Below are 23910 nucleotides of genomic sequence, written 5' to 3'. Positions count from 1 at the left end.
TGTTCATGACGGCAGCACCCTGGATAAAAACTGCCGGGTACGCGGATGCTGCGGATGGTTGAGCACCTCGTCGCTGCTGCCCTGCTCGACGATCCTGCCGTCGACCATAAACACCACCTGGTCGGCCACCTCGCGGGCAAAGCCAATCTCATGGGTGACCACCACCAGGGTGGTGCCCGATCGCGCCAGCTTTTTGATCACATCCAGCACCTCGCCCACCAGCTCCGGATCCAGCGCCGAGGTGGGCTCATCAAACAGGATCACCCGCGGGTTCAGCGCCAGTGCCCGGGCAATGGCGATACGCTGCTGCTGGCCGCCGGAGAGATGCCGGGACCAGGCGTCGGCTTTATTGCGCAGTCCGACGACGTCCAGCAGTTCATAGGCACGGGCAATGGCCTCTTTGCGCGTGACCTGCTGGTGGGCGATCGGCGCCTCAATCAGGTTCTCCAGCACCGTCAGGTGCGGAAACAGGTTAAAGTTCTGGAACACGTAGCCGACGTTGATCCGCTGGCGAAGAATTTCCTTTTCTTTCATCTCATACAGCTTGTCGCCTTTGCGGCGATAGCCGATATAGTCGCCGTCAATCTGAATAAATCCCTCATCGACCCGTTCGAGGTGATTTATGGTGCGCAGCAGCGTGGACTTGCCCGAGCCGGAAGGGCCGAGGATCACCGTCACCGTGCCCGGGGGGATCTCCAGCGACACATCGTCCAGCGCCTTGTGGCGGCCATAGTATTTGCTGACCCCGGTGATAGAGATATGGCCATTATGAGAGCTGGGCATGAACGGCCTCCTGCGGCTGCGCTTGACGTGCGGGTTGATTCAGACGGCTGCTGCGGGCGCTGTTTACCGCCGAGCGGCGCTCGCTGCGCGCCAGGCCCCGTTCCACCAGATACTGAATGGCGGAGAGGACGCTGGTGATCGCCAGATACCAGGCGGCGCCGACCATCAACAGTGGGATCACCTCCTGGGTACGGTTGTAGATCATCTGGATGGTGTAGAACAGCTCCGGCATCGCCAGGACGTACACCATCGCCGTTCCCTTGGCCAGACTGATGATCTCGTTGAAGCCGGATGGCAGGATGGTGCGCAGCGCCTGCGGCAGAATAATGCGCAGCGTGCGCCGCCAGGCGGGTAGCCCCAGCGCGGCGGCGGCTTCATACTGCCCGTGGTCGACGCCGAGAAAGCCGCCGCGAATAATCTCCGCGGTATAGGCGCTCTGCACCAGGGTCAGGCCCACCACCGCCGTGGAGAATTGCCCCAGCACGTTAATGGTCTGATAGCTGGCCCAGGTGACGCCGGTAAACGGGATCCCCAGCGACAGGGTGTCGTAGAGATAGGAAAAGTTATAGAGAATGATCAGCACCACAATCAGCGGCAGTGAGCGAAACAGCCAGATATAGCCCCAGGCGAGACTGCTGAGCAGCCACGATGAGGACAAACGGGCCAGCGCCAGCAGGCCGCCGAAGATCACGCTTAACACCGTGCCGAGCAGGGTCAGGAGCAGGGTTTGCCCCAGCCCCTCGAGGATCACCGGGTCGAAGAACCAGCGGGCGAAGACGCCCCACTCCCAGCGCGGGTTAAAGGCCACCGACTGGATCACCACCGCCAGCACCAGCAGGGCGACCAGAGCCCCGACCACCTGCAGCGGATAGCGCGCCGGCACCACTTTGATCGTTTCAGATGAATGCATAATGCCTCCTCAGGCGCTGTGGCTGTAGGCGCTCACCGCCAGCGCTTTAGTGAACCGCAGCCGGCCATCGTACGGCGGCTGACTGTACTCTTCCGGGTCTCGCGTGAGGTCAAACTGCGCCTCATACCCCTGGCTGAGATAGAGCTTTACCGCCTCCGGCTGACGGAAACCGGTGGTCAGGTAGATATGGCTGTACCCGGCCAGCACCGCCCGTCGCTCCAGCTCCTGGACCACCTTCGCCGCCAGCCCCTGCTGGCGCAGACGGCGGTGCGTCCAGATACGTTTGATCTCTGCGGTGTGGCGATCCTTCGGCTTATACGCGCCGGTGCCGATAATTTCGCCCTCACGCTCAAGGACAATAAACAGCCCCTGCGGCGGCAAATACCACTCACTTAACTCCACTTCCGCATCGCGGGAAAAATAGTCGCCGTAGCGGGCGGCATATTCGGCAAACAGCCCGCTAATAATCGGCTGCAGCTCCGGAGCCTCCGGAGAAATATCGCGGAATGCTTCGCTCATCGCGCCTCCTGTCAGTCGCCCAGTCCGGGCGGATTGATTTCCGATTGCGGAATGCTTTCCACCCCTTCGCCCCAGCGGTTAAGCACTTTGGCGTAGTCCCCGCTGGCGATAGCCCCGTTCAGCGCCGCCTGGACGGCATTCACCAGCCCGCTGTCTTTTTTCAGCGTTACCGCGATATGCGCCGCTTTCGGCCAGCCGCCATCGACGCTGCCCACCAGTTTGGTTTTGCCGGTCAGCGCCGCCTTCCACGCGCCAATCACGTTGGGGCCGAAGAAGGCGTCGGCTCGTCCGGTCTGCAGGGCCAGCGTCTGGGCGGCATCATCCTTGGTGTAGACCGGGATAAACGGCTTAAGCCCCTTCTTGACGTTCTCCGCGTTCCACGCCAGCAGGATCGCCTCCTGGTTGGTGCCGGAGCCGACAATAATCTTTAGCCCGGCGATATCTTCCGCTTTGTCAATCTTGCTCAGCGGACTGGTGCTTTTGACGTAGAAGCCCAGCGAGTCTTTGCGGTAGGTGGCGAAATCGAACTTCTCTTTCCGCTCTTTGGTGACGGTAATATTGCTGATCGCGGCATCATATTTGCCGGAGGTGACCCCCAGCGGCCAGTCTTCCCATGAAGTGGGAACCACGTTTACTTCCAGCCCGAGGCTCTCCGCCACCAGCCGGGCGATATCCGCCTCGCTGCCGAGCAGGGTTTTGTTGTCATCGGCAAAGACCGTCAGCGGCGGAGAGTTCAGGGCCGCCACCGCGACGGTGAATTTCCCCGGCACCGCCAGATGCAGATCTTGCGGCAACAGGGCAATGGCCTGCGGATTTTTCGCTGTGTGAATCGGCGTTTTGTTGGCCTCCAGGCTCACTCCGGTGCCATTGATCTTGACGTCCTGACCCCACGATGAGGCGCTAAATGCCAACGCGACGGCCAGCAAGAGTGTTGTTTTCTGCATAGCGTGATTCTCTTTTATTATTTTTGGAATTGATTAGCGGGTAGCGCCAGACCCAGACTTTCCCGCAGGGTGGTGCCCGGATAGTCGCGACGGAACAGTCCGCGCGCCTGTAACAGCGGAACCACCTCATCCACAAAGCGCGGGAAGGTTTCCGGCGTGCCGCCCTGAATAATGAAGCCGTCCGCCGCGTGCTGCTCGAACCACAGTTGCAGGCCATCAGCGACATCGCTGGCGGTGCCGGTAAAGCGCGGACGCGGGCTGGCTGCCTCCAGAGCCACCTGGCGCAGGGTTAAGCCCCGCTCGCGGGCGTGACGTTTAATCTCGTCGGTGGTACTGCGGAAGCTGTTTTGTCCCAGGTCGCCAATATCCGGGAAAGGTTCGTCGAGCGGGTACTGCGAGAAATCGTGGTGTTCGAAATAGCGCCCGAGATAATTCAGCGCATCCTCGATGGAAACCAGCGCCGCGGTGGTCTGGTACTGCCGCTCCGCATCCTCGGCGTCATCCCCGACGATGACGCTGACGCCCTGGAAAATATGCAGTTGGTCCGGACTGCGCTGATATGCGGCGAGTTGGCTTTTGACATCCCGATAAAATGCCTGCGCCTCGGCCAGCGAGTCCTGATGGGTAAAAATGGCATCGGCGTGGCGTGCGGCTAATTTCTTGCCGTCGTCCGATGCGCCGGCCTGGAAAATAATCGGTCGGCCCTGCGGCGTGCGGGCAATATTCAGCGGCCCGGCGACTTTAAAGAAATCGCCGTGGTGATCGAGCGTATGCAGTTTATTTTTATCAAAGAACTGGCCAGTCTCCTTATTGCGCACAAAGGCGTCTTCTTCCCATGAATCCCATAAGCCTTTCACCACCTGCAGATATTCATCGGCAATGCGATAGCGCAGCGCATGATCCGGATGTTGGGCCCGGGAGAAGTTTTTCGCCGACCCCTCCAGCGGGGAAGTGACCACGTTCCACCCCGCCCGTCCCTGGCTTAAATGGTCAAGGCTGGCGAACTGGCGGGCGGTGGTAAACGGCTCGCTGTACGAAGTGGATAAGGTCCCCACCAGTCCCAGACGCCGGGTGATCGCGGCCAGCGCGGAAAGTACCGTTAAGGGTTCGAAGCGATTTAAAAAATGGGGAATCGATTTTTCGTTAATATATAAACCGTCGGCGACAAAAATAAAATCCAGCTTCCCCGCTTCTGCTTTTAGCGCCGTCTGGGTGACGAAATCAAAATTAATACTGGCGTCCGCCTGGGCCGCCGGATGACGCCAGGCGGACATATTTCCCGATGCGCCATGCAATATGGTTCCCAGACGCAATTGTCGATTTTCAGACATAGCTACCCCTTCCCCTGTCATTCGTTAAATGTGTTGTAACGCTTCTTCCGCGAGACGGGCGAAATAGTGCGCCGCGGGCGCAATCAGCCGTTCATCCGGATTAAATGCCGGATGGTGCAAACCATATTCGCTGGCGCTGCCGATGCTGACGAACGCCCCGGGAATATGCTGAAGATAGACCGCAAAATCTTCGCCGCCGAGATGCAGATCGGCATGGTGGGTGCGATACCCGGCCTGGGCTGCCACCTCGCTGGCGAAATCGGCCCAGCGGGCGTCGTTGACCAGCGCCGTCGGGCCGGCGTACCAGAAGACGTCAATCTGCGCGCCAAAGGCGCTGGCGAAACCGGCGGCAATCTCGCTGACCCGGGCCTTGACCCGCTGCTGCACTTCACTGCTGTGGGTGCGCAGCGTCCCCTCCAGCTCGACGCTCTCCGGCAGCACGTTCCAGGTATTGCCTCCCTGGATCCGCGTCACGCTGAGCACCACCGAGTCGAGGGTGTTCACCTCCCGGCTGGCCACGCTCTGCAGCACCGTCACCAGCTGGCTGGCCAGCAGGATCGCATCCCTTCCTTCATGTGGGCGGGCGGCATGCGCCCCCTTCCCGGTCACTTTGAAGACGAAGCGGTCGACGTTGGCGTAGAACGCGCCGCCGCGGGTGGCAAATTCGCCCACCGGCAGGCCGGGCTCATTGTGCATGCCGAAGATCGCCGACACCTCCTCCAGCGCCCCGGCGCGGATCAGGGTTTTCGCCCCGCCAAAATTTTCCTCCGCCGGCTGAAACAGGATCCGCACCCGCCCCGGGAGTTCCGCTTCCCGCTCCTTCAGCAGCAGCGCCGCCCCCAGCATCACGCTGGTGTGAATATCGTGGCCGCAGGCATGCATTACCCCTTGATTCTGCGAGCGGTAAGGCAGACCGGTCGCCTCCTCGATGGGCAACGCGTCGATGTCCGCCCGCAGGGCAATCACCTTGTCGCCGCTGCCGACTTCGGCGACCAGCCCGGTTTTCAGATCGTAGGGCAGCAGGGTCAGCCCGCCGCTCTGCAGCCAGTCGCGGATCCGCGCGGTGGTGGCCACCTCCTGCAGGGAGAGCTCCGGGTTCTGGTGCAGCTCGCGCCGCCAGCTAATCAGTTGTTGTTCAAAGGACATTCAGCACCTCCTTGCCGTAGTGAGCCTGCGCCAGCAGGCGCAGAGAGTGCAGGCGCGCTGGCCCGTCGCTAATGGGGGTATCAATGATGAGTTCATCCAACTGTTCTTCCGCCTGCAGCGCGTCAAGCCGGGCTTTAACCTGTTCGGGAGTACCGGAGATCAGCGAAGATTCACGGCGGGCAATGCGCGTCGGTCGGCTGCCGGCCTGGCGGGCAAAAGCGACGGCCTGCGCCTCACTGCCGACGGTCACCCGCTGGCCGTTCTCCAGCTCGACGCCCCACACCTCGACCTGCTGCGCCAGCGCGGCGGCGGTGGCCGAATCGTCAGCGACCACCACCTGGACGGCGACCATCGCCTCACGCGGGCTGAGCTCGCGCCAGCGGTTGAACACGGCACGGCGCAGCGCGCTGTCGCCATTGAGATGGGCGGCAAAGACAAAGTTCCAGTCAAGGCGGGCGGCCAGTTCAGCACTCTCCAGGCTGGCGCCGAGGAGAAAACCGTCTGCCCGGCGCGGCGGGATCGGCGTGGCGCGTAGGCTCTCCTCTCCCCCGGGCTCAGTCAGCGACAGCCAGTTATCCAGCTGCGCCAGCTGATCGGCAAAGGTCCCTTTCTCCTCTTGATGCAGGCCCTGCTGCAGGGCGCGGGTGGAGAGCGGCAGGCCGCCAGGCGCCTTGCCGACCCCGAGATCGATGCGGCCCGGCGCGAGGGCGGCCAGCAGGTTAAAGTTTTCCGCGACCTTATAGGGGCTATAGTGCTGAAGCATGACGCCGCCGGACCCAAGACGGATCCGCCGGGTGTGGCCCAGCAGCCAGGCGATAACCAGCTCCGGCGAGGGGCTCGCCAGCTGATCGGTATTGTGGTGTTCAGCGACCCAGAAGCGGTGGTAGCCCCAGGCTTCGGCGTGTTGCGCCAGCGTTAATGTACGCGCCAGCGCCTGCGCGGCGGTTTCCCCGGCGGCAAGCGGACTTTTATCCAGAATACTGATTCGATAAGACATTTCGCAGGCTCATATGAAAGTACGTGCCTGCATTATTAAAATCTCTGCTAACTATTGAGAAACAATTAATTCACATGTGTACTGCTGAAAATTAGATATGCCCGGCTGAACGCTGCGCTTCCAGCTCGCGGAGCAGCGCCTCGGCCTGCCGCGGATTGCGCACCCGGACGAAGCGAATATGACGATATTGCGGATCCTGCATATCGGCCAGATAGCGTCGGCGATGCTGCCGCCAGGTTTTCAGCGTCCAGAGGATGATGGATTCCCGGCTGCAGAACGAACGGCGAAAACTCTCGCAGTTGCCCGTGCCCGGCCACAGCTCCTGATGTCGCCACGCCCGGCTCGCCGCCCGCCATACCGCCTGGCGCAGCGTGCGCCAGAAACCATAATCTACCCAGATCACCAAATCCACCGCACGCCATTTAACGCTGCGGCTGCGATTGTAATTGCCATCCAGCACCCAGCCCGGCGTGGCCGTCGCGGCGGCAATGGCGGCGAAAAATGCCTCATCCGGCGCGCCCTGCCAGTTCGGCCGCCAGTACAGGCGATCGAGCTCGATCCAGGGTAATTCCAGCCGGTGCGCCAGGCGCCGGGCCAAAGTGGATTTGCCTGAGCCGCTGGTGCCGACCACGTTGATATTCATCTCTGTTTCTCCCCGGTTACCAGACTCTGCCTGGCGATACTCTTGAATCATCTTTCGGGCTGCCGTCCCCCCGGTCATGCCGCGCCAGCGAATGTCGGTTCACCTGGCGCTGGCGTTTTTTGGGCCTACTACAATACCTGCCCTGCACAGAGGAATAAATCATCCGCCATAACCATTCTGCTCCACTGCGTCCGGCCATCAGGCTGGCACAATCCTCAGGCCGGGCATACACTCTGCGTACCTGTGAGCAGTATTCATCAATCCGGAAAGATTATGCTAAAAGAGAACGTAAACGATCTGCTCTCCTTTATGGTGGTGGCGCGTGAACGCAGCTTTACCCGCGCGGCGGCCCAGCTTGGCGTGTCGCAGTCGGCGCTCAGCCATGCCATGCGCCATCTCGAAACGCGGCTCGATGTACGGCTGTTGACCCGCACCACCCGCAGCGTGGTGCCGACCGAAGCGGGCGAGCGACTGATTCAGCGCCTCGGTCCGCATCTGGAAGAGATCGAGCAGGCCCTGGCTGCATTGCGCGACACCCGAGAACGCCCGGCGGGCAACCTGCGCATTACCGCCGGGGAGCATGCCGCCAGCGCGGTACTCTGGCCGGCGCTAAAGCCATTTATGCTGCAATATCCTGATATTAACATCGAAATCACTGTTGATAATGGGCTCACGGATATCGTGGGTGACCGCTTCGACGCCGGGGTGCGTCTCGGCGAACAGGTGGCAAAAGACATGATTGCCGTGCGCATCGCCCCGGATATGCGGATGGCGGTGGTGGGTTCGCCGGCCTATCTGCAGCGGGCCGGTACGCCGCAAACGCCCTGGGATCTTGCCCAACATCGCTGCATCAATCTGCGCCTGCCGACACGAGGGGGACTTTACGCCTGGGAATTTGCCCGCGATGGCCGGGAGATTCAGGTGCGGGTGGAGGGACAGCTGATCCTCAACAGCCTGCCGCAGCGCATCGACGCGGCGGAGGCGGGCCTCGGGCTGGCCTACGTTCCGGATGACTGCGTGGCGGAGGCCTTAGCCAGCGGCCGGCTGGTGCGGGTGCTGGCGGAGTGGACCCCCGCCTTCCCCGGCTACCATCTCTATTACCCCAGCCGGCGCCAGCATACCAGCGCTTTCACGCTGTTACTGGAAACTCTGCGACGCTGATCTCATTGATAAATCTGTCAAATGCTCTCGGTAAATGTTTTAGGTGCGTAACTATTAGGTTACGTGTAGGATTCAGCGCCATGTCTGAGCTTATCTCCTACGTCAGAATGATGAGAAAGCCAGCATAATGTGCCAGCCGTCCTCCATTCCGGCTGCAAACATGGGCATTGACAGGAAACTGATACATCAATGAATACGAAACACGAAAATGCAGCGGAGCATCATGCTGCAAAACGCCACTGGCTTAACTCACATGAAGCGGGTTATCACAAAGCGATGGGCAACCGTCAGGTACAGATGATCGCCATCGGCGGCGCCATCGGTACCGGTTTGTTCCTCGGCGCCGGGGCACGTTTACAAATGGCAGGGCCAGCGCTCGCCCTGGTCTATCTGGTCTGCGGCATCTTCTCCTTCTTTATTCTTCGCGCCCTCGGCGAACTGGTCCTCCACCGCCCCTCGAGCGGCAGCTTCGTCTCTTATGCCAGGGAGTTCCTCGGTGAAAAAGCCGCTTACGTGGCCGGCTGGATGTACTTCGTTAACTGGGCGATGACCGGGATTGTCGATATCACCGCCGTGGCGCTGTATATGCACTACTGGGGCGCGTTTGGCGATGTGCCGCAGTGGGTCTTCGCCCTCGGCGCGCTGGCTATCGTCGGCACCATGAATATGATCGGCGTGAAGTGGTTCGCCGAAATGGAGTTCTGGTTCGCGCTGGTTAAGGTGCTGGCGATCGTCGCCTTTCTCGTGGTCGGCACCATTTTCCTCGGCTCCGGTAAGCCGCTGGACGGCAATGCCACCGGCTTCCATCTGATCACCGATAACGGCGGCTTCTTCCCGCACGGCCTCCTGCCGGCGCTGGTGCTGGTGCAGGGGGTGGTCTTCGCCTTCGCCTCCATCGAGCTGGTGGGGACCGCGGCCGGAGAGTGTAAGGATCCGGAGACAATGGTGCCGAAGGCCATCAACAGCGTGATCTGGCGTATCGGTCTGTTCTATGTCGGTTCGGTGGTGTTGCTGGTGCTGCTTCTGCCGTGGAACGCCTACCAGGCCGGACAGAGCCCGTTCGTTACCTTCTTCTCAAAGCTGGGCGTGCCATATATCGGCAGCGTGATGAACATCGTGGTGTTAACCGCGGCCCTTTCCAGCCTTAACTCGGGTCTCTACAGTACCGGGCGTATTCTGCGCTCGATGTCGATGGGAGGCTCCGCGCCGAAGTTTATGTCGAAGATGAGCCGTCACCACGTCCCTTACGCCGGGATCCTGGCGACGCTGGGGGTATATGTAGTCGGGGTTTTCCTCAACTATCTGGTGCCATCTCAGGTATTTGAGATCGTACTCAACGTCGCCTCGCTGGGGATCATTGCCTCCTGGGGCTTTATCGTGGTGTGTCAGATGCGTCTGCGCAAAGCGATCAAGGAAGGGAAAGCGGCAAAGGTCAGCTTCAGAATGCCGGGGGCGCCGTTCACCTCCTGGCTGACGCTGCTGTTCCTGTTCAGCGTGCTGGTACTGATGGCCTTCGATTATCCGAACGGTACCTACACCATAGGATCAATTCCGCTGCTGGCGGTATTGCTGGTGGCTGGCTGGTTTGGTGTGCGTAAACGCGTGCATGAGATTCACAGCACGGCGCCGACGCTGAGGAAGTAACTGGCAGGACTCCCGGTTTGTCCATCGCGGGCAAACCGGGAGGTCAGAACTTAATTATCTTCAACCAGCTGCGACACATCGCTGCTGTTAATTTCCCGCTTATTACCTGACTCATCGATATAGCTGGTCATCCCCGTTTCTTTATCCAGCTGCGGCTTGCCGTGGGTAACGATAGTTTGACCGCTCTTCGTGGTCATAACGTAGTTTGACGAACAACCTGCCAGCAGCGCCAGCATCGCGCCGGCGCAAATCACCATGAATGGCTTTTTCATTTTATCTCCACTGATTACCACTGCCCGCACGTGGCGGGAAAGGGTTAAGTGTATAACCATCTGGTTTGTCAGGCCAATAGGCGTTTGTAACAGAGGGTGAGTCGCCGGGCCAGGCCCGGCGGCATGCGGAGCGCGACCACCGTTTTCCGGTTTCGTCGCGCTGAGGTCTTACAGGGCGATGCGGATCACATCGTCCGGCGCGGTGGCTTCTTTCTCACGGCTGGAAGCCTGTTTCACGCTAACGTACAGCGTTTTGCCGTCCTCGGAGAGCGCCAGGCTGTTGGGGTGAGTCGGCGTTTTAAAGGTCTTCACCACCTTGTAGCTCTTGCCGTCGATAACGCTGACTTCCCCGGCCTTACGATGCGTCACATAGGCTTCGTTGCGCGCCGGGTTAAACAGCACCGCCAGCGACTCCGGCGCGGCGATTTTCTCCAGCACCTTGCCGTCGCGGGTATCGACCACCAGCACTTCCGGCTGCTTGCTGTCGGTAATAAAGGCACGATGGCCGGCGGTATCGAGACTCAGGTTAAGATAGAAATGCGCTTTGCCGTCATCCTGCAATTTTTTTCGCGACGCAATCGTGTTGCTCTCGCTGTCGATGGTCAGCAGTTCGCCATCGGCGTTGGTGGTATACAGACGCTTAGCCTGCGGATCGATCGCCAGACCCGTCGCCATTGCCCCGGTGCCGGTAATGGTCGTTTTCAGCTTCAGGGTCGCGCCATCTACCACCCAAATCACGCTCTCTTTGCCCAGACCGGTAATGTAGACCGTGTTGGTCTGCTCATTGACCGCCAGCTCGCGCGGCTGCAGCGGACGCACGGTTTCGCTGCGCTGACGCTCGTCCAGCACCAGGCGCCCCTTCACGGCGCCGGTTTTGGCGTCAATAGCGGTGACAGTGCTGTCGACGGTATTGCCAAACCACAGCGTGCCGGTGGCATGGTTGATAGTGGCGCCGAACGGCTTCAGATCGTTGTGAATAATCTGCGTCACGTCGAGGGTGGTGGGGTCAAGACGGTAAACCACCCCGCCTTTGTCCAGCGAACGACTCTGTGATGTGGCGACCCACAGCGCATTCTCCTGCTGGCTGTAGGCCATTTCGTAGGCCCCTTTTCCGACGGCCTTGCGCAGCATCTCTTCCGCGGCGTGGGCGCTAAAGCTGCCTGCCAGCAGCAGAGAAGTGACGAGCAGTGAATGGCGCAGACGCGGCGCGGCAAAATGACGTAATGACATGACGACTCCCTTTGATAAACCAGTATGTGCTGACCCGACATCGCTTCCGGCGGTAAAGTCCTGGCTTTACCCTTATTTTTGAATGCGAATAGTAATCATTATTTATCTCAAAGTGGAGCGCTAATTGTTGTTGTGCGGTAAATTCATGCCTGGCGAGCACTATCCGTTAACCAGTAGCAGTTAATAATTTTCAAATATTTTACAAACGAGGTAACATATATACATATGTTCCATTTGGTTCGTCTTTGAGTATTATCGATGAAAATCCTGTCCGTGCGTCACGCCGCCCTCCCGGCCCTGCTCTTGCCGCTCATTGCCGCAGCCCAGGCCGCTGATGAACAAACCATGGTGGTGACCGCCGCGCCAACCACGGTTTCTGAACTGGATACCCCCGCCGCCGTCAGCGTGGTGAATGGGGATGAGATGCGCCAGGCCGCGCCGCGCGTCAATCTCTCTGAATCGCTGGGCGCCGTGCCGGGCCTGCAGGTGCAGAACCGGCAAAACTATGCCCAGGATCTGCAGCTGTCGATTCGCGGCTTTGGCTCGCGCTCAACCTATGGCGTGCGCGGACTGCGCATCTATGTGGATGGCATTCCGGCCACCATGCCCGACGGCCAGGGGCAGACCTCAAATATTGATATCGGCAGCGTTGACACCATTGAGGTGCTGCGCGGCCCCTTCTCTGCCCTGTACGGTAACTCGTCCGGCGGGGTGATCAACGTCACCAGCCAGACCGGCACCCAGCCGCCCACCGTGGAAGCCAGCAGCTACTATGGCAGCTTCGGCACCTGGCACTACGGGATGAAAGCCACTGGCGCCGTTGGCGACGGCAGCCACGCAGGCGATGTGGATTACACGGTCTCAACCAATCGCTTCACCACCCATGGCTATCGCGATCACAGCGGCGCGCGCAAAAATCTGGCGAACGCCCGGCTGGGGGTGCGCATCAACGACGTCAGTAAGCTGACTCTGCTGCTGAATAGCGTGGATATCAAAGCCAATGACGCCGGTGGCCTGACCGCCGATGAATGGCGCGATAACCCGCGCCAGTCGCCGCGCGGCGACCAGTATAATACCCGCAAGAATACCCGACAGACCCAGGCCGGCCTGCGCTATGAGCGCCAGCTCAGTGCCCAGGACGATCTCAGCGTTATGATGTACGCTGGAGAACGTGAAACCACCCAGTTCCAGTCAATCCCGCGCGCGCCGCAGCTGAAGCCGAGCCATGCCGGCGGGGTGATCGACCTTACCCGTCACTACCAGGGGATCGATACCCGGCTGACCCATCGCGGAGAGCTGCTGGTGCCCGTCACGCTCACCGCCGGTCTCGACTACGAAAACATGAGCGAGCGGCGCAAAGGGTATGAAAACTTTGTGATGGTCAACGGCGCGCCACAGTATGGCGAACAGGGCGCGCTGCGCCGTAACGAACGCAACCTGATGTGGAACGTCGACCCCTACCTGCAGACCCAGTGGCAGCTCACTGACAAACTCTCGCTCGATGCCGGGGTTCGCTACAGCTCGGTATGGTTCGACTCGAACGACTACTACATCACCCCAGGCAATGGCGATGACAGCGGTGATGCCAGCTATCACAAATGGCTGCCCGCGGGCTCGCTGAAATATGCCCTGACCGACGCGTGGAACGTCTATCTTTCCGCCGGCCGCGGCTTCGAGACGCCAACCATTAACGAACTCTCCTACCGCTCCGATAACCAGAGCGGCCTCAACTTCGGCCTGAAACCCTCCACCAACGACACGGTGGAGATCGGCAGCAAGACGCGGATCGGCAATGGGCTGTTCACCGCCGCCCTGTTCCAGACCAATACCGATAATGAGATTGTGGTCGACAGCAGCAGCGGCGGGCGCACCAGTTATAAAAACGCCGGCAAGACCCGCCGTCAGGGGATGGAGCTGGGTCTGGATCAGCAGTTTGGCGAGAGCTGGCGTCTGAAGGCGGCCTGGACCTGGCTGGACGCGACCTATCGCACTAACGTCTGCGACGACGCCAGCTGCAATGGCAATCGCATTCCGGGGATCGCGCGCAATATGGGCTACGCCTCCTTTGGCTATCAGCCGGAGCAAGGTTGGTACGCCGGGAGCGATATTCGCTATATGAGCGATATCATGGCCAATGACGAAAACACCGCCAAAGCGCCCTCCTGGACGGTGGTTGGCCTGACGACTGGCTATAAATGGAGCTACGGCAGGATGGATATGGATCTGTTCGGTCGCATCGACAACCTGTTCGACCGGGAGTACGTCGGGTCTGTCATCGTTAACGAGTCTAACGGGCGTTACTACGAGCCTGCCCCGGGACGTAACTACGGCATCGGCCTGAACCTCGCCTGGCGCTTCGAATAACACGCCCCTTCCCCGCCGATGCCTCTCGCGATCGGCGGGCGAAGCGCTTTTCCTTACCGTCTTTTCCACCGCCAGGCGGACACCCGCCAACGACCCGCGCTTGACACTCCACCCCCTTCGTAGTCATATAGTCGTCACATAATCACCATGGTTACTATTTATATTGATCGGCACTTTTATCAGCCAGGGAGGGATAAATGGATAATGTCGTTTATGCGGACTGCGTATTGATTAACGGCAAGGTCGCCACGGTGGACGCACATTTTAGTTTTAAGCGCGCCATCGCCGTGAAGCAGGGATGGATTATTAACGTTGGTGAAGACCAGGAGATTCAGCAGCATATTGGTCCCCAGACGCAGGTCATTGACCTTGGCGGCAAACTCATTTTACCCGCCGCGCATGACTCACATATCCATATCGGCTGGCTCGCTGACAGCTGGCATTGCCTGAACTGCCAGGACGTGCGTTCCCTGGCAGTACTGCGGGAAAGACTGCGCGACCAGGCAGCCCGCACTCCCGCCGGGGCATGGATTCGTGTCTGCGGTCTGGATCCAAACGCAATCAAGGAGTGCGCGGCCGAGCAGCGCTCTCTGACGCGCTGGGATATTGACGACGTCACGGCCGATCATCCCACCCTGCTCGCCCTGTGGGACGGTCACTCCTGCATCGTCAACAGCCGGGCGCTGGCCCTCTCCGGTCTTGACGCCAGCACCCCTGATCCCCTCGGCGGACATCTGGGGCGAACGGCCAGTGGCGAACTGGACGGCAATTTCATCGACCTGCCCGCCCTGCATCTCGCATCCGGCACGATGCCGCGTCTGACCGTAGCGGCCCTCAAAGAGAACCTTCTGGCAGCCCAGCGCCTGATGAACAGCGAAGGGTATGCCAGCTACACGGAAGGCGCCATGGGTCCGGGGGAAAATACGCGCGAGGTGGGCGCCGCGGGGGATCGCGCCATCGCCGCCTACCGTGAATTGCAGGATGAAGGAAAACTCACCGCCCGGGTATCCATCGCCTTTTACTCCGCCGAGCGGGGGGTTCAATCCTGCGCCACCCTGAAGCGCGATCTGGATAGCTTTGATTTCTCCCAGTTCACCGACCGGGACTGGCTGGACTGTCGGACCATAAAACTGTTCTGCGATGGCGTTCCCACATCGCACACAGCGTGGATGAATCAGGATTACGCCGACCGGCCGGGATATCGCGGACGCTCGGTGTTTGGTGGCCCCGAGGCGACCGAGGAAGCACAAGTTGAGGCGCTACAGCAGATGATTCTGCTGGCTCACCAGCGCGGTTTTCAGGTGGCAGTCCATGCGGTCGGCGATAAGGCGGTAAAAGTCACGATTAACAGCTTCGTGCAGGCGATTCAGCGCTATCCGGGGGAGAGCCGACGGCATTATGTGCTGCACGGCTCAATGGGCGATCGGCAAGATTTCGTGACGGCGGCAAAATACGGCATTCTGCTTTCCGAACAACCCTCACCCGGCGGCCCGGCATATGACTATGAACAGCGCGCCCGCTACTGTGGCATCAAGGGGGAAATCTGCAAAGGGCTACGGGATATCATCGACCTTGGGGTCATCATCGCCGGCGGGTCAGATGGCATTATGGCGCTGGTGAACTGGCGCAAAATGGTTCAGGCAGCGGTCACCCGCAAATCATCTTCCAGCGGCAACGTTATTCGCCCGGAACTGGCAATTAGCGTGGCGGACGGCGTGCGGATGTACACCATCAATGCGGCCTATCAGGAAGGGAAAGAAGCGGTACGCGGATCGATAGAGGTCGGCAAAGTCGCTGATTTTCAGGTGCTGGACCGCGATATCTTCGCCGTAGCCCATGAGGAGATTGGCGCCAGCCGCGTGGTGATGACCATGGTTGGCGGAAACGTCGTCTTTCAAGACTAACCGCGCTCACCCGGCTCAGGTCGCCGGGCGGGCAGCGTGCTGCATCAGCGGAAGGCGCCTGCCCGCCAGAGCATCGCGCTTCCGCTACGGGCACGAATTAAAGCAGATTTCGCAAGGATAACTCGAAAATGATCTTTTCCGCCTGGCAGGAGAAGGCGATGGAGAGGTCGAGTTTCACCGCGTCGCCAGCGGCGACGATGGTGTAATCGACCTGCGGCGGTTCACTGGCCGGCGCTGCGGCGGCAGCACGTTCGCGCACGGCGGCTACGGTGGATTCCGCTTCTTCGCGGCTTGGGAACACCTTCTCGGCCCGGTAGACGCAGTCCTCGTTATCAATGATCGTCCCGACATCAATGGCGCAGCCTTTGGTGCTGCATTTATCTACTACATCTTTCATCGTAATAACCTCTTGAGTTTTCTTAAGGATAAGAACCCGCCCGCCGAAAAGCAAACCATTAATATCCGTAAGGATTAGCAATTTTTCTATTATATCGCGCCGCGCCGGGCGCCATCTTGCGCCACCGCAAAACGAGGCACCATGTTTACGGACGGTCGCGTAACGATACGCGTTGCCCTCGCAGCAATCGTGGTCTCCATCACACTATTCTGCACACCATCTCGTCTGCCTCGACTCGCAGCGTTAGTCTGGTCACAGAACATCGCCAACAAGGAGCTGCTATGGCACTGCCGATTATGATTGATTGCGATCCGGGACATGATGACGCGATCGCCCTGGTCCTCGCCCTCGCCTCGCCGGAGCTGGAGGTGAAAGCCGTCACCGCTTCCGCGGGCAACCAGACCCCGGAGAAGACCCTGCGCAACGTGCTGCGTATGTTGACGCTGCTGAACCGGCCGGACATTCCGGTTGCCGGCGGCGCGTGGAAGCCGTTGATGCGCGATCTGATCATCGCCGATAACGTGCACGGCGAGAGCGGACTGGATGGCCCGAGCCTGCCTGAGCCGGCCTTTGCGCCGCAGAATTGCACCGCCGTCGAGCTGATGGCCAGCGTGCTGCGGGAAAGCCAGGAGCCGGTGACTCTGGTGGCCACCGGGCCGCAGACTAACGTGGCGTTGCTGCTCGCCAGCCATCCGGAGCTGCACGCGAAGATCGCCCGCATCGTGATCATGGGGGGCGCCATGGGGCTGGGCAACTGGCAGCCGGCGGCGGAGTTTAATATCTACGTTGATCCGCAGGCCGCGGAAATGGTCTTTCAGTCCGGGATCCCGGTGGTCATGGCGGGCCTTGACGTCACCCATAAGGCGCAAATCCTTCCCGCCGATATCGAGCGATTCCGCCAGATTGGCAACCCGGTGTCGACCATCGTCGCCGAACTGCTCGACTTCTTTATGGCCTACCACAAAGATGAAAAGTGGGGCTTCGACGGCGCGCCGCTGCACGATCCCTGCACCATCGCCTGGCTCCTCAAGCCGGAGATCTTTACCACGATCGAACGCTGGGTTGGCGTAGAAACGGAAGGCAAATATACCCAGGGGATGACGGTGGTCGATTACTACCATCTGACCGGCAATCGGCCCAATACCACCCTGATGCTGGATGTGGACCGCGAAGCCTTTGTCGATCTGCTCGCCCAGCGGTTAGCCTTCTACGCCTGACCTCTATGCCAGGCCCCTTTTCCCTGGCGGAAAAAGGGGCCTGTTAAGTCGAAGCCCGCCAGGTTAGTCGTCCGCCGCGACGCGGATCACTACCTTACCGAAGTTCTCGCCTTTTAACAGACCGATCAGCGCCTGCGGCGCCTGGTCCAGACCGTCGATCAGCTGTTCGCGATATTTAATTTTCCCCTCCTGCACCCAGCGCCCCATCTGCTGCTGGAATTCGGCGATCCGATGCCCGTAATCCTGGCCGATAATAAAGCCCTGCATCCGGATGCGCTTTTTGAGGATGGTCGCCATCAGCAGCGGCAAACGATCTGGCCCGTCCGGCAGCCCGGTGGCGTTATAGCCGCTCACCAGCCCGCAGACGGGTACCCGCGCTGCGGTATTTAACAGCGGCAGCACCGCGTCAAAAACCTTGCCGCCGACGTTTTCATAATAAACGTCAATACCCTGCGGGCAGGCCTGGGCCAGCTGTTCGGCAAAATCATCCGCACGATGGTCAAGGCAGAGATCAAAGCCTAACGTCTCAACCGCATAGCGGCATTTTTCCGCGCCGCCAGCGATGCCGACGGTGCGGCAGCCCTTAATTTTGCCGATCTGTCCAACCGTGGCGCCAACCGGCCCGGTCGCCGCGGCGACCACCAGCGTTTCGCCCGCCTTTGGCTGGCCGATGTCCAGCAAACCCATGTAGGCGGTGAAGCCGGGCATCCCCAGAACTCCCAGCGACCAGGACGGGTGTTGCGGATTGTCACCCAGCTTCACCAGTCCGCTGCCGTCGGATAGTTCATAATCCTGCCAGCCGCTGTAGCCCAGCACCCAGTCGCCGGGTTGATAATCGGCATGATTTGAGCTGACCACACGACTCACGGTCCCTCCCACCATCACCGCGCCAATGGCCACCGGCGGCGAATAGGACGGCGCGTCGCTCATGCGCCCGCGCATATACGGGTCGAGCGATAAATAAACGGTACGCAGCAGCACTTGACCCGGGCCTGGCGTCGGCACTTCGCTCTCTTCCAGGCGGAAATTCTCTGCCGTCGGTTCACCATGGGGGCGGGAAGCCAGTACCCAGCGGCGATGGCGTTGCGGTTGATCTGTCATAGCAAACTCCTCTTGTTAGCAGACTGTACTGAGGCTAGCTGCTTTATGCGCAACGTGCTTTACCATTAAGAGCCGGATGGCGATTGATTAAGGCGAACCACCAGATAGACGCAGGTCTCTGCGGATTCATTAATAAAGCGACAATCGTTGGGCGGGCCAAGCTCCAGACAATCCCCCGCCTGCATCTCATGGCGGGTATTGCCTTCGACAAACACCAGCTCGCCCTGTTGCAGCCAGATTAGCTGGCGGGCAAGCGCATAGGACGCGGCGGGCATCGGCACATCGCTACCGGGCGGCAGCTCAATCTGCACCAGATCGATCGGCAAATCGCTGCGCGGCGAAACGTGGCGGCGGAGATAGTGGCTTTGCGGGTCGCGCCATACCGGCTGGCTGGCAAAGCGCAGCAGCTTGCCCTCCTGCATTTCCGCGCGGGCGATCAGGGTCGACATACTGATGCCGAAGGCGCCGGAAAGGCGGCCCAGCATCGAGGCGGTCGGGCTGCTTTCGCCGCGCTCGATTTTATGGATCATCGCCCGCGAGGCGCCGGCCCGTTCGGCGAGGTCGTTCAGCGACCAGCCGCGGGACTCGCGCTCGATGCGGATGCGCGCGCTGATACGCTGATTGAGGTTGTCTTCTATAGTATTCATAACGTAACACTATAGTGTGCGCCCCCCCATTACACAACCATCCACCGAGACGTGTTATTCCCGGGTTAGCCGTTAAAATTATGCTGAAAACGGATGACAGCGTGGCGTTCATTATTGTAATAATATTGTACTACTATAGTGTACGAAAAATTGAGGTTTGCTATGTCCATTCGCCCTGCCATTAAAGACGACTGCGCGGCGATCGCCGAGATCTATAACCATGCCGTCGTCCATACCGCCGCCATCTGGAATGATAAAACTGTGGATACCGACAACCGCATCGCCTGGTTTGAAGCCCGCCAGCTGGCTGGATTTCCGGTACTGGTGAGCGAGGAAGACGGCGTCATTACCGGTTATTCCTCGTTTGGCGACTGGCGGGCGTTTGACGGCTTTCGCCATACCGTGGAGCATTCGGTGTACGTTCATCCCGAACATCAGGGGAAAGGGCTGGGCCGCAAGCTGCTGGTCGCCTTGATCGCCGAAGCGCGACGGCTGAATAAACATGTGATGGTCGCCGGCATCGAGTCGCAGAATCACGCTTCGCTGCATCTGCATGAAACGCTGGGCTTTATCACCACCGGGCAGATGCCGCAGGTGGGCACCAAATTTGGCCGCTGGCTGGATCTGACCTTTATGCAGCTGCAGCTGGATGCGCGTCAGGACCCGGACGGCAAAGCATGAACGCGTCGCTCACTCTCGCCTGCCTGATCGCCGCCGGCGTTGGCCTGGTAGTGCAGAACACTCTGATGGTGCGCATCACCCAGTCGGCGTCGACGATCCTTATCGCTATGCTGCTCAATTCGCTGGTCGGGATCGTTATCTTCGTGACGATGTTACTGCTGCGCCAGGGCGTCGCCGGCTTTCAGGAGCTGGCCCTGAGCGTGAAATGGTGGACGCTGATCCCCGGCCTGCTGGGGTCCTTTTTCGTCTTCGCCAGCATCAGCGGTTATCAAAACGTTGGCGCGGCGACGACCATTGCGGTACTGCTGGCCAGCCAGCTGGTGGGCGGGTTGATCATGGATTTAGTTCGCGCCCACGGCGTGCCGGTGCGGGCGCTGATCGGACCGTTATGCGGGGCGGTGATGCTGGTGGTGGGCGCCTGGCTGGTGGCCAGACGCCAGTTCTGAGCGCATCTTCAGAGGATCGCGCCGCCTTTGGTCAACTGCTCGCGGCGCGCGTCCTGCTCTTCCTGATGCTGTCGCCCATGATGGGCGATGGCGGTGCGCAGACGCTGCTGTTGGATATAGCGTTCCTCACGACTGAGTTGCGCATCATCACTCAGGGCGATTAGCAGCTCATTCATATGCGCGATAACGCCCTCGGCCAGGGCGTCATCGACTTTGACGATAACCTCATCCAGATGTGCCATCCTGTTCTCCTTTCGCTTAATTCAGCTTCGCTTTGGAAAAATCGCTCCCCATCATGCTGACGGTGTAGCCACTGACGTTGCTGCGCGTCGCATAGAAGGTTTTCCCGGTCGCCAGGGTGATCCATGGCGCCTGCTGATAAAAAATCTCCTGCGCCTGTTCGTAGAGTTTGGCCCGCGCCTGCGGATCGCTCACCAACAGCGCTTTCTTTACCAGCGCGTCATAGGATTTATCACACCAGCGGGCGGCGTTGGAGCCGGTCTGGATATTATCACAGCTGAGCAATGTGCCAGCAAAGTTGTCCGGATCGCCGTTGTCCGACATCCAGCCATACAGGGCGCTGTCGTGCTCCCCTTTACGCATACCGGCAAGGTATTCGCCCCATTCATAGCTGACAATTTTGGCTTTCACCCCCACTTTCGCCCAGTCGTTTTGGATCATTTCGGCAATGCGTTTTGAGTTTGGATTGTAGGGGCGCTGGACCGGCATTGACCACAGGGTCACTTCCGCGCCTTGCTCCAGACCCGCCTGCTTGAGCAGCGCTTTGGCTTGCTGCGGATCGTAGTCATAGTCCGGGAGATCTTTCTTATACCCGAGCATCGTCGACGGGATCGGTGATTTCGCCACGCTGCCGGAATCGAGGAATACCGCCTTGACGATCGCCTGCTTGTCGGTAGCGTAGTTTAACGCCTGGCGCACCAGCACATTATCAAACGGTTTTTTCTCGGTGTTAAACGCCAGATAGCCGACGTTCAGCGCCTCAACCGCATGCAGCGCCAGATCTTTATTGCCCTTAATCACCGGGAACTGTACCGGCGACGGCGCGGGAATAATCTGGCACTCGTTGGTCTGCAGTTTCGCCAGACGGGTCTCGACGTTCGGCGTAATGGAGAAGATCAGGTGCTTGGTCGGTACCTCGCCTTCCCAATAGTGGGGATTGGCAATATAGCGGATTTGCGAATCCACTTTATACTGCTGCAGCGCATACGGTCCGGTACCGACAGGCCAGTTATCAACGTTTTCCGGCGTTCCTTTCTTCAGCATCGCCTCACCATACTCTGCCGACAGAATAGAGGCGAAGTCCATGCCCCAGTCGGCAAGAAACGCCGCGTTCGGCTCGTTGAGCTCGAACTGGACATGGTAATCATCCACCTTTTTCACCGATTTAATCAGCTTATCGAGGCCCACGTCGTGGAAGTATTCATAGTTCCCCTGCGACACCTTGTGATAAGGATGCTGAGGATCCATCTGGCGCAGCACGGAGAACAGGACGTCGTCGGCGTTAAAATCGCGGGTCGGTTTGAAGAATTTGTTGCTGTTGAACTTCACCCCCTGACGCAGAGTAAAGGTCCAGGTTTTGCCATCCTCAGAGACGTGCCACTCGGTGGCCAGCGACGGGATCGGCGTATTTTTCACCGGGTCAAAGCTCACCAGACGGTTATACAGTACCTGCGAGCTGGCGACGAACGACGGACCGGAGCTGGCGATCTGCGGATTGAAGGACTCCGGAGAGGCTTCTGAGCAGTAGACCAGAGTGTCATTGCCTGCGGCCCAGGCGGCGCCGGCCGGCAGCAGTGCGCTCAGCAGCAGCGCCAGCGTGGTTTTCCCTGTAGACATGGTTATAAGTCCTGATTATTGATTATAAGAACAGTAATAACAGCACAGCCGCCTGACGGCGGCAAATAATCAATGGCTATCACCTTATGCAAAACGCTTGGAATTTGCTGGTTTAATCGACGTTGCGCTGCTTTTTACGCCAGAGGGCTTCGGGATGTTGTGAGCCACACAAAATTCCTGCAAAAAAATGTGCGATAACCGCCCGGCTCACGCTTCCCGTCAGTGCCGCCCGGTACACTGGGGGAACCGCAGAACAAGAGGTTTCCACCATGACAATCACCTGCAATCTGTACATTAACGGCCAGTGGCACGATGCCGAAGGCCGCCGCACCTTTACCCGACGCCACCCGGCCCACGATGAGGCAGCCTCGGTGGCCGCTGCCGCCAGCCTCGCCGACGGCAAACGCTGCGTCGAAGCCGCGGCCTGCGCCTTTCCGCTGTGGCGCGATACTGCGCCGGCGGAACGACGTCGCTTACTGCTCGAGGCGGCGGAACAGATGCTGTTGCGGGAGGCGAAATTTATCGCCGCCATGGCGGCGGAGACCGGCGCGACCGCGCACTGGGCCGGATTTAATGTTCATCTGGCGGCAGATATTCTGCGTGAAGCGGCGGCGCTGACCACCCAGATTGAAGGGCAAATAATTCCGTCCAACGTGCCGGGTAACCTGGCGATGGGCGTCCGCCAGGGGGCGGGAGTGGTGCTGGGCATGGCGCCGTGGAACGCGCCGCTGATTCTGGCCACCCGGGCCCTGGCGACGCCGCTGGCCTGTGGCAACACGGTGATCCTTAAGGGCGCCGAACTTTCCCCCGCCACTCAGGGACTGATTATCGACGCCCTTGACGCGGCGGGCTTCCCGCCGGGCGTGGTGAACTATCTTACCTGTGCGCCTGAAGATGCGCCGGCGCTGGTGGAATCGCTGATCGCCCACCCGGCGGTGCGGCGCGTTAACTTTACCGGCTCCACACCGGTGGGGCGCATTATCGCCCGCACCTGCGGACAGTATCTAAAACCAGCGGTGCTCGAGCTCGGTGGAAAAGCGCCCCTGCTGGTGCTGGACGATGCTGATATTGAGCAAGCGGCGGCGGGCGCTGTTTTTGGCGCCTTCGCCAACGCCGGGCAGATCTGCATGTCCACCGAGCGCATTATTGTCGACAATGCCGTAGCGGAGGCGTTTATCCCGCTGCTGGCCAGGCGCGCCGCCGCCCTGCCTGCCGCCCTCACTGGCCCGGTTGTCGATATGAACACCATCGCCCGCTGCAACGCGCTCATTGACGATGCGTTAGCGAAAGGCGCTCGCCTGCTGACCGGTGGTAAAGCCAACGATACCCATATGAGCCCGACCCTGCTGGACGGCGTGACCCGCGAGATGCGCCTGTGGCGTGAAGAGTCCTTCGGTCCGGTGAAAGCGATTATTCGCGTTCATAGCGAAGAGGAGGCGCTGGCGGTGGCCAACGACAGCGAGTACGGTCTTTCCGCTGCGGTCTACAGCCGCGATAGCGCCAGAGCGTGGAACGTAGCGCAACGTCTGCATACCGGGATTTGCCATATCAATGGCCCAACGGTGCATGATGAGGCGCAAATGCCGTTTGGCGGCTGCAAAGCCTCCGGCTATGGCCGCTTTGGCGGCCGGGCCGGGATCGCGGAATTCACCGAGCTGCGCTGGATAACGATCCAGACCCAGCCCCGCGAGCTTCCCTTCTGAGGCCCAGCGCCTC

General features: G+C 60.0%; 22 protein-coding genes and 1 pseudogene. 8 read left to right on the top strand and 15 right to left on the bottom strand.

Annotated elements, in window-relative coordinates; all coding sequences use genetic code 11:
- Positions 1 to 3 precede the first annotated feature (3 nt).
- The 7 genes and pseudogenes from KB890_RS00570 to KB890_RS00535 all read right to left on the bottom strand — a co-directional run bounded on the left by KB890_RS00570 (position 4) and on the right by KB890_RS00535 (position 7273).
- Positions 4 to 783: an amino acid ABC transporter ATP-binding protein gene (locus tag KB890_RS00570; protein ID WP_002906697.1), complete on the bottom strand. Its 780-nt coding sequence runs from the start codon at positions 781 to 783 to the stop codon at positions 4 to 6.
- Positions 767 to 1693, bottom strand: a complete 927-nt coding sequence (locus KB890_RS00565; RefSeq protein ID WP_004180124.1) for an amino acid ABC transporter permease — start codon at positions 1691 to 1693, stop codon at positions 767 to 769. Before KB890_RS00565 ends, KB890_RS00570 begins: the two co-directional genes overlap by 17 nt.
- 9 nt (positions 1694 to 1702) lie before the next feature.
- A complete protein-coding gene (locus tag KB890_RS00560) occupies positions 1703 to 2212 on the bottom strand; it encodes a GNAT family N-acetyltransferase (protein ID WP_094932900.1) in 510 nt (169 codons plus the stop codon).
- An 11-nt stretch (positions 2213 to 2223) separates the two neighbouring features.
- Positions 2224 to 4487, bottom strand: a pseudogene (locus KB890_RS27470) (NtaA/DmoA family FMN-dependent monooxygenase).
- 24 nt (positions 4488 to 4511) lie between these two features.
- Positions 4512 to 5633, bottom strand: coding sequence for a M20 peptidase aminoacylase family protein (locus KB890_RS00545; protein ID WP_004180131.1), 1122 nt, complete (start codon positions 5631 to 5633; stop codon positions 4512 to 4514).
- The gene (locus KB890_RS00540) at positions 5623 to 6630 is read right to left on the bottom strand and encodes an MsnO8 family LLM class oxidoreductase (RefSeq protein WP_004898544.1); all 1008 of its coding nucleotides are present in this window, start codon (positions 6628 to 6630) and stop codon (positions 5623 to 5625) included. Before KB890_RS00540 ends, KB890_RS00545 begins: the two co-directional genes overlap by 11 nt.
- Positions 6631 to 6721: 91 nt before the next feature.
- On the bottom strand, positions 6722 to 7273 hold the full coding sequence (locus tag KB890_RS00535; protein WP_004180132.1) for a P-loop NTPase family protein: 552 nt from the start codon (positions 7271 to 7273) through the stop codon (positions 6722 to 6724).
- A gap of 273 nt (positions 7274 to 7546) precedes the next feature.
- Between KB890_RS00535 and KB890_RS00530 the strand changes: the two genes are divergently transcribed.
- Both KB890_RS00530 and ansP read left to right on the top strand, forming a co-directional pair.
- Positions 7547 to 8434 carry a LysR family transcriptional regulator gene (locus KB890_RS00530; RefSeq protein WP_002906776.1) on the top strand — a complete coding sequence of 296 codons (888 nt, stop codon included), beginning with the start codon at positions 7547 to 7549 and terminating at the stop codon, positions 8432 to 8434.
- 189 nt (positions 8435 to 8623) lie between these two features.
- A complete protein-coding gene (gene ansP, locus KB890_RS00525; RefSeq protein WP_002906778.1) occupies positions 8624 to 10078 on the top strand; it encodes an L-asparagine permease in 1455 nt (484 codons plus the stop codon).
- A gap of 50 nt (positions 10079 to 10128) precedes the next feature.
- On the opposite strand, the gene KB890_RS00520 is transcribed toward ansP, so the two are convergent.
- Together KB890_RS00520 and KB890_RS00515 are read right to left on the bottom strand one after the other, a co-directional pair.
- Positions 10129 to 10350 (bottom strand): YgdI/YgdR family lipoprotein, encoded by a 222-nt coding sequence (locus tag KB890_RS00520; RefSeq protein WP_002906779.1) that lies wholly within the window; start codon positions 10348 to 10350, stop codon positions 10129 to 10131.
- Between the two features lie 168 nt (positions 10351 to 10518).
- Positions 10519 to 11580 carry a 7-bladed beta-propeller protein YncE gene (locus KB890_RS00515; RefSeq protein WP_002906780.1) on the bottom strand — a complete coding sequence of 354 codons (1062 nt, stop codon included), beginning with the start codon at positions 11578 to 11580 and terminating at the stop codon, positions 10519 to 10521.
- A gap of 258 nt (positions 11581 to 11838) precedes the next feature.
- Between KB890_RS00515 and pqqU the strand changes: the two genes are divergently transcribed.
- Both pqqU and KB890_RS00505 read left to right on the top strand, forming a co-directional pair.
- Positions 11839 to 13944 carry a TonB-dependent receptor PqqU gene (gene pqqU / locus KB890_RS00510; RefSeq protein ID WP_002906783.1) on the top strand — a complete coding sequence of 702 codons (2106 nt, stop codon included), beginning with the start codon at positions 11839 to 11841 and terminating at the stop codon, positions 13942 to 13944.
- Positions 13945 to 14141: 197 nt separating this feature from the next.
- On the top strand, positions 14142 to 15848 hold the full coding sequence (locus KB890_RS00505; protein WP_004184217.1) for an amidohydrolase: 1707 nt from the start codon (positions 14142 to 14144) through the stop codon (positions 15846 to 15848).
- 97 nt (positions 15849 to 15945) lie between these two features.
- Here KB890_RS00505 and KB890_RS00500 read toward each other — a convergent pair whose 3' ends face one another.
- Positions 15946 to 16245 carry a DUF406 domain-containing protein gene (locus tag KB890_RS00500; RefSeq protein WP_002906788.1) on the bottom strand — a complete coding sequence of 100 codons (300 nt, stop codon included), beginning with the start codon at positions 16243 to 16245 and terminating at the stop codon, positions 15946 to 15948.
- A gap of 89 nt (positions 16246 to 16334) precedes the next feature.
- A complete protein-coding gene (locus KB890_RS00495; RefSeq protein WP_020324766.1) occupies positions 16335 to 16565 on the bottom strand; it encodes a hypothetical protein in 231 nt (76 codons plus the stop codon).
- Here KB890_RS00495 and rihA point away from each other — a divergent pair.
- Entirely contained in the window at positions 16527 to 17462 is a 936-nt protein-coding gene (gene rihA / locus KB890_RS00490) for a pyrimidine-specific ribonucleoside hydrolase RihA (RefSeq protein WP_002906791.1), read from the top strand. The genes KB890_RS00495 and rihA overlap by 39 nt on opposite strands.
- A 63-nt stretch (positions 17463 to 17525) precedes the next feature.
- Here the strand turns inward: rihA and KB890_RS00485 are convergent, their stop codons facing one another.
- Together KB890_RS00485 and KB890_RS00480 are read right to left on the bottom strand one after the other, a co-directional pair.
- Positions 17526 to 18563, bottom strand: coding sequence for an NADP-dependent oxidoreductase (locus tag KB890_RS00485; RefSeq protein WP_002906792.1), 1038 nt, complete (start codon positions 18561 to 18563; stop codon positions 17526 to 17528).
- Positions 18564 to 18628: 65 nt separating this feature from the next.
- Positions 18629 to 19210: a helix-turn-helix domain-containing protein gene (locus tag KB890_RS00480; RefSeq protein WP_002906794.1), complete on the bottom strand. Its 582-nt coding sequence runs from the start codon at positions 19208 to 19210 to the stop codon at positions 18629 to 18631.
- A 162-nt stretch (positions 19211 to 19372) separates the two neighbouring features.
- Here KB890_RS00480 and KB890_RS00475 point away from each other — a divergent pair, with 162 nt between their 5' ends.
- Entirely contained in the window at positions 19373 to 19891 is a 519-nt protein-coding gene (locus KB890_RS00475; RefSeq protein WP_002906796.1) for a GNAT family N-acetyltransferase, read from the top strand.
- On the top strand, positions 19888 to 20337 hold the full coding sequence (locus KB890_RS00470) for a DMT family transporter (RefSeq protein WP_020324762.1): 450 nt from the start codon (positions 19888 to 19890) through the stop codon (positions 20335 to 20337). Before KB890_RS00475 ends, KB890_RS00470 begins: the two co-directional genes overlap by 4 nt.
- Positions 20338 to 20345: 8 nt before the next feature.
- On the opposite strand, the gene KB890_RS00465 is transcribed toward KB890_RS00470, so the two are convergent.
- Both KB890_RS00465 and KB890_RS00460 read right to left on the bottom strand, forming a co-directional pair.
- Positions 20346 to 20579 (bottom strand): YdcY family protein, encoded by a 234-nt coding sequence (locus tag KB890_RS00465; RefSeq protein WP_004180136.1) that lies wholly within the window; start codon positions 20577 to 20579, stop codon positions 20346 to 20348.
- Positions 20580 to 20595: 16 nt separating this feature from the next.
- Positions 20596 to 22194 (bottom strand): ABC transporter substrate-binding protein, encoded by a 1599-nt coding sequence (locus KB890_RS00460; RefSeq protein ID WP_020324732.1) that lies wholly within the window; start codon positions 22192 to 22194, stop codon positions 20596 to 20598.
- A 269-nt stretch (positions 22195 to 22463) separates the two neighbouring features.
- Here KB890_RS00460 and KB890_RS00455 point away from each other — a divergent pair, with 269 nt between their 5' ends.
- Entirely contained in the window at positions 22464 to 23897 is a 1434-nt protein-coding gene (locus KB890_RS00455; protein ID WP_004200088.1) for an aldehyde dehydrogenase, read from the top strand.
- Positions 23898 to 23910 lie beyond the last annotated feature (13 nt).

The organism is Klebsiella sp. P1954 (genome assembly GCF_018199955.1).
Classification (GTDB): domain Bacteria; phylum Pseudomonadota; class Gammaproteobacteria; order Enterobacterales; family Enterobacteriaceae; genus Klebsiella; species Klebsiella pneumoniae.
The sequence above is the reverse complement of the archived record's forward strand: the minus strand, read 5'-3'. Positions and strand labels throughout refer to the sequence as shown.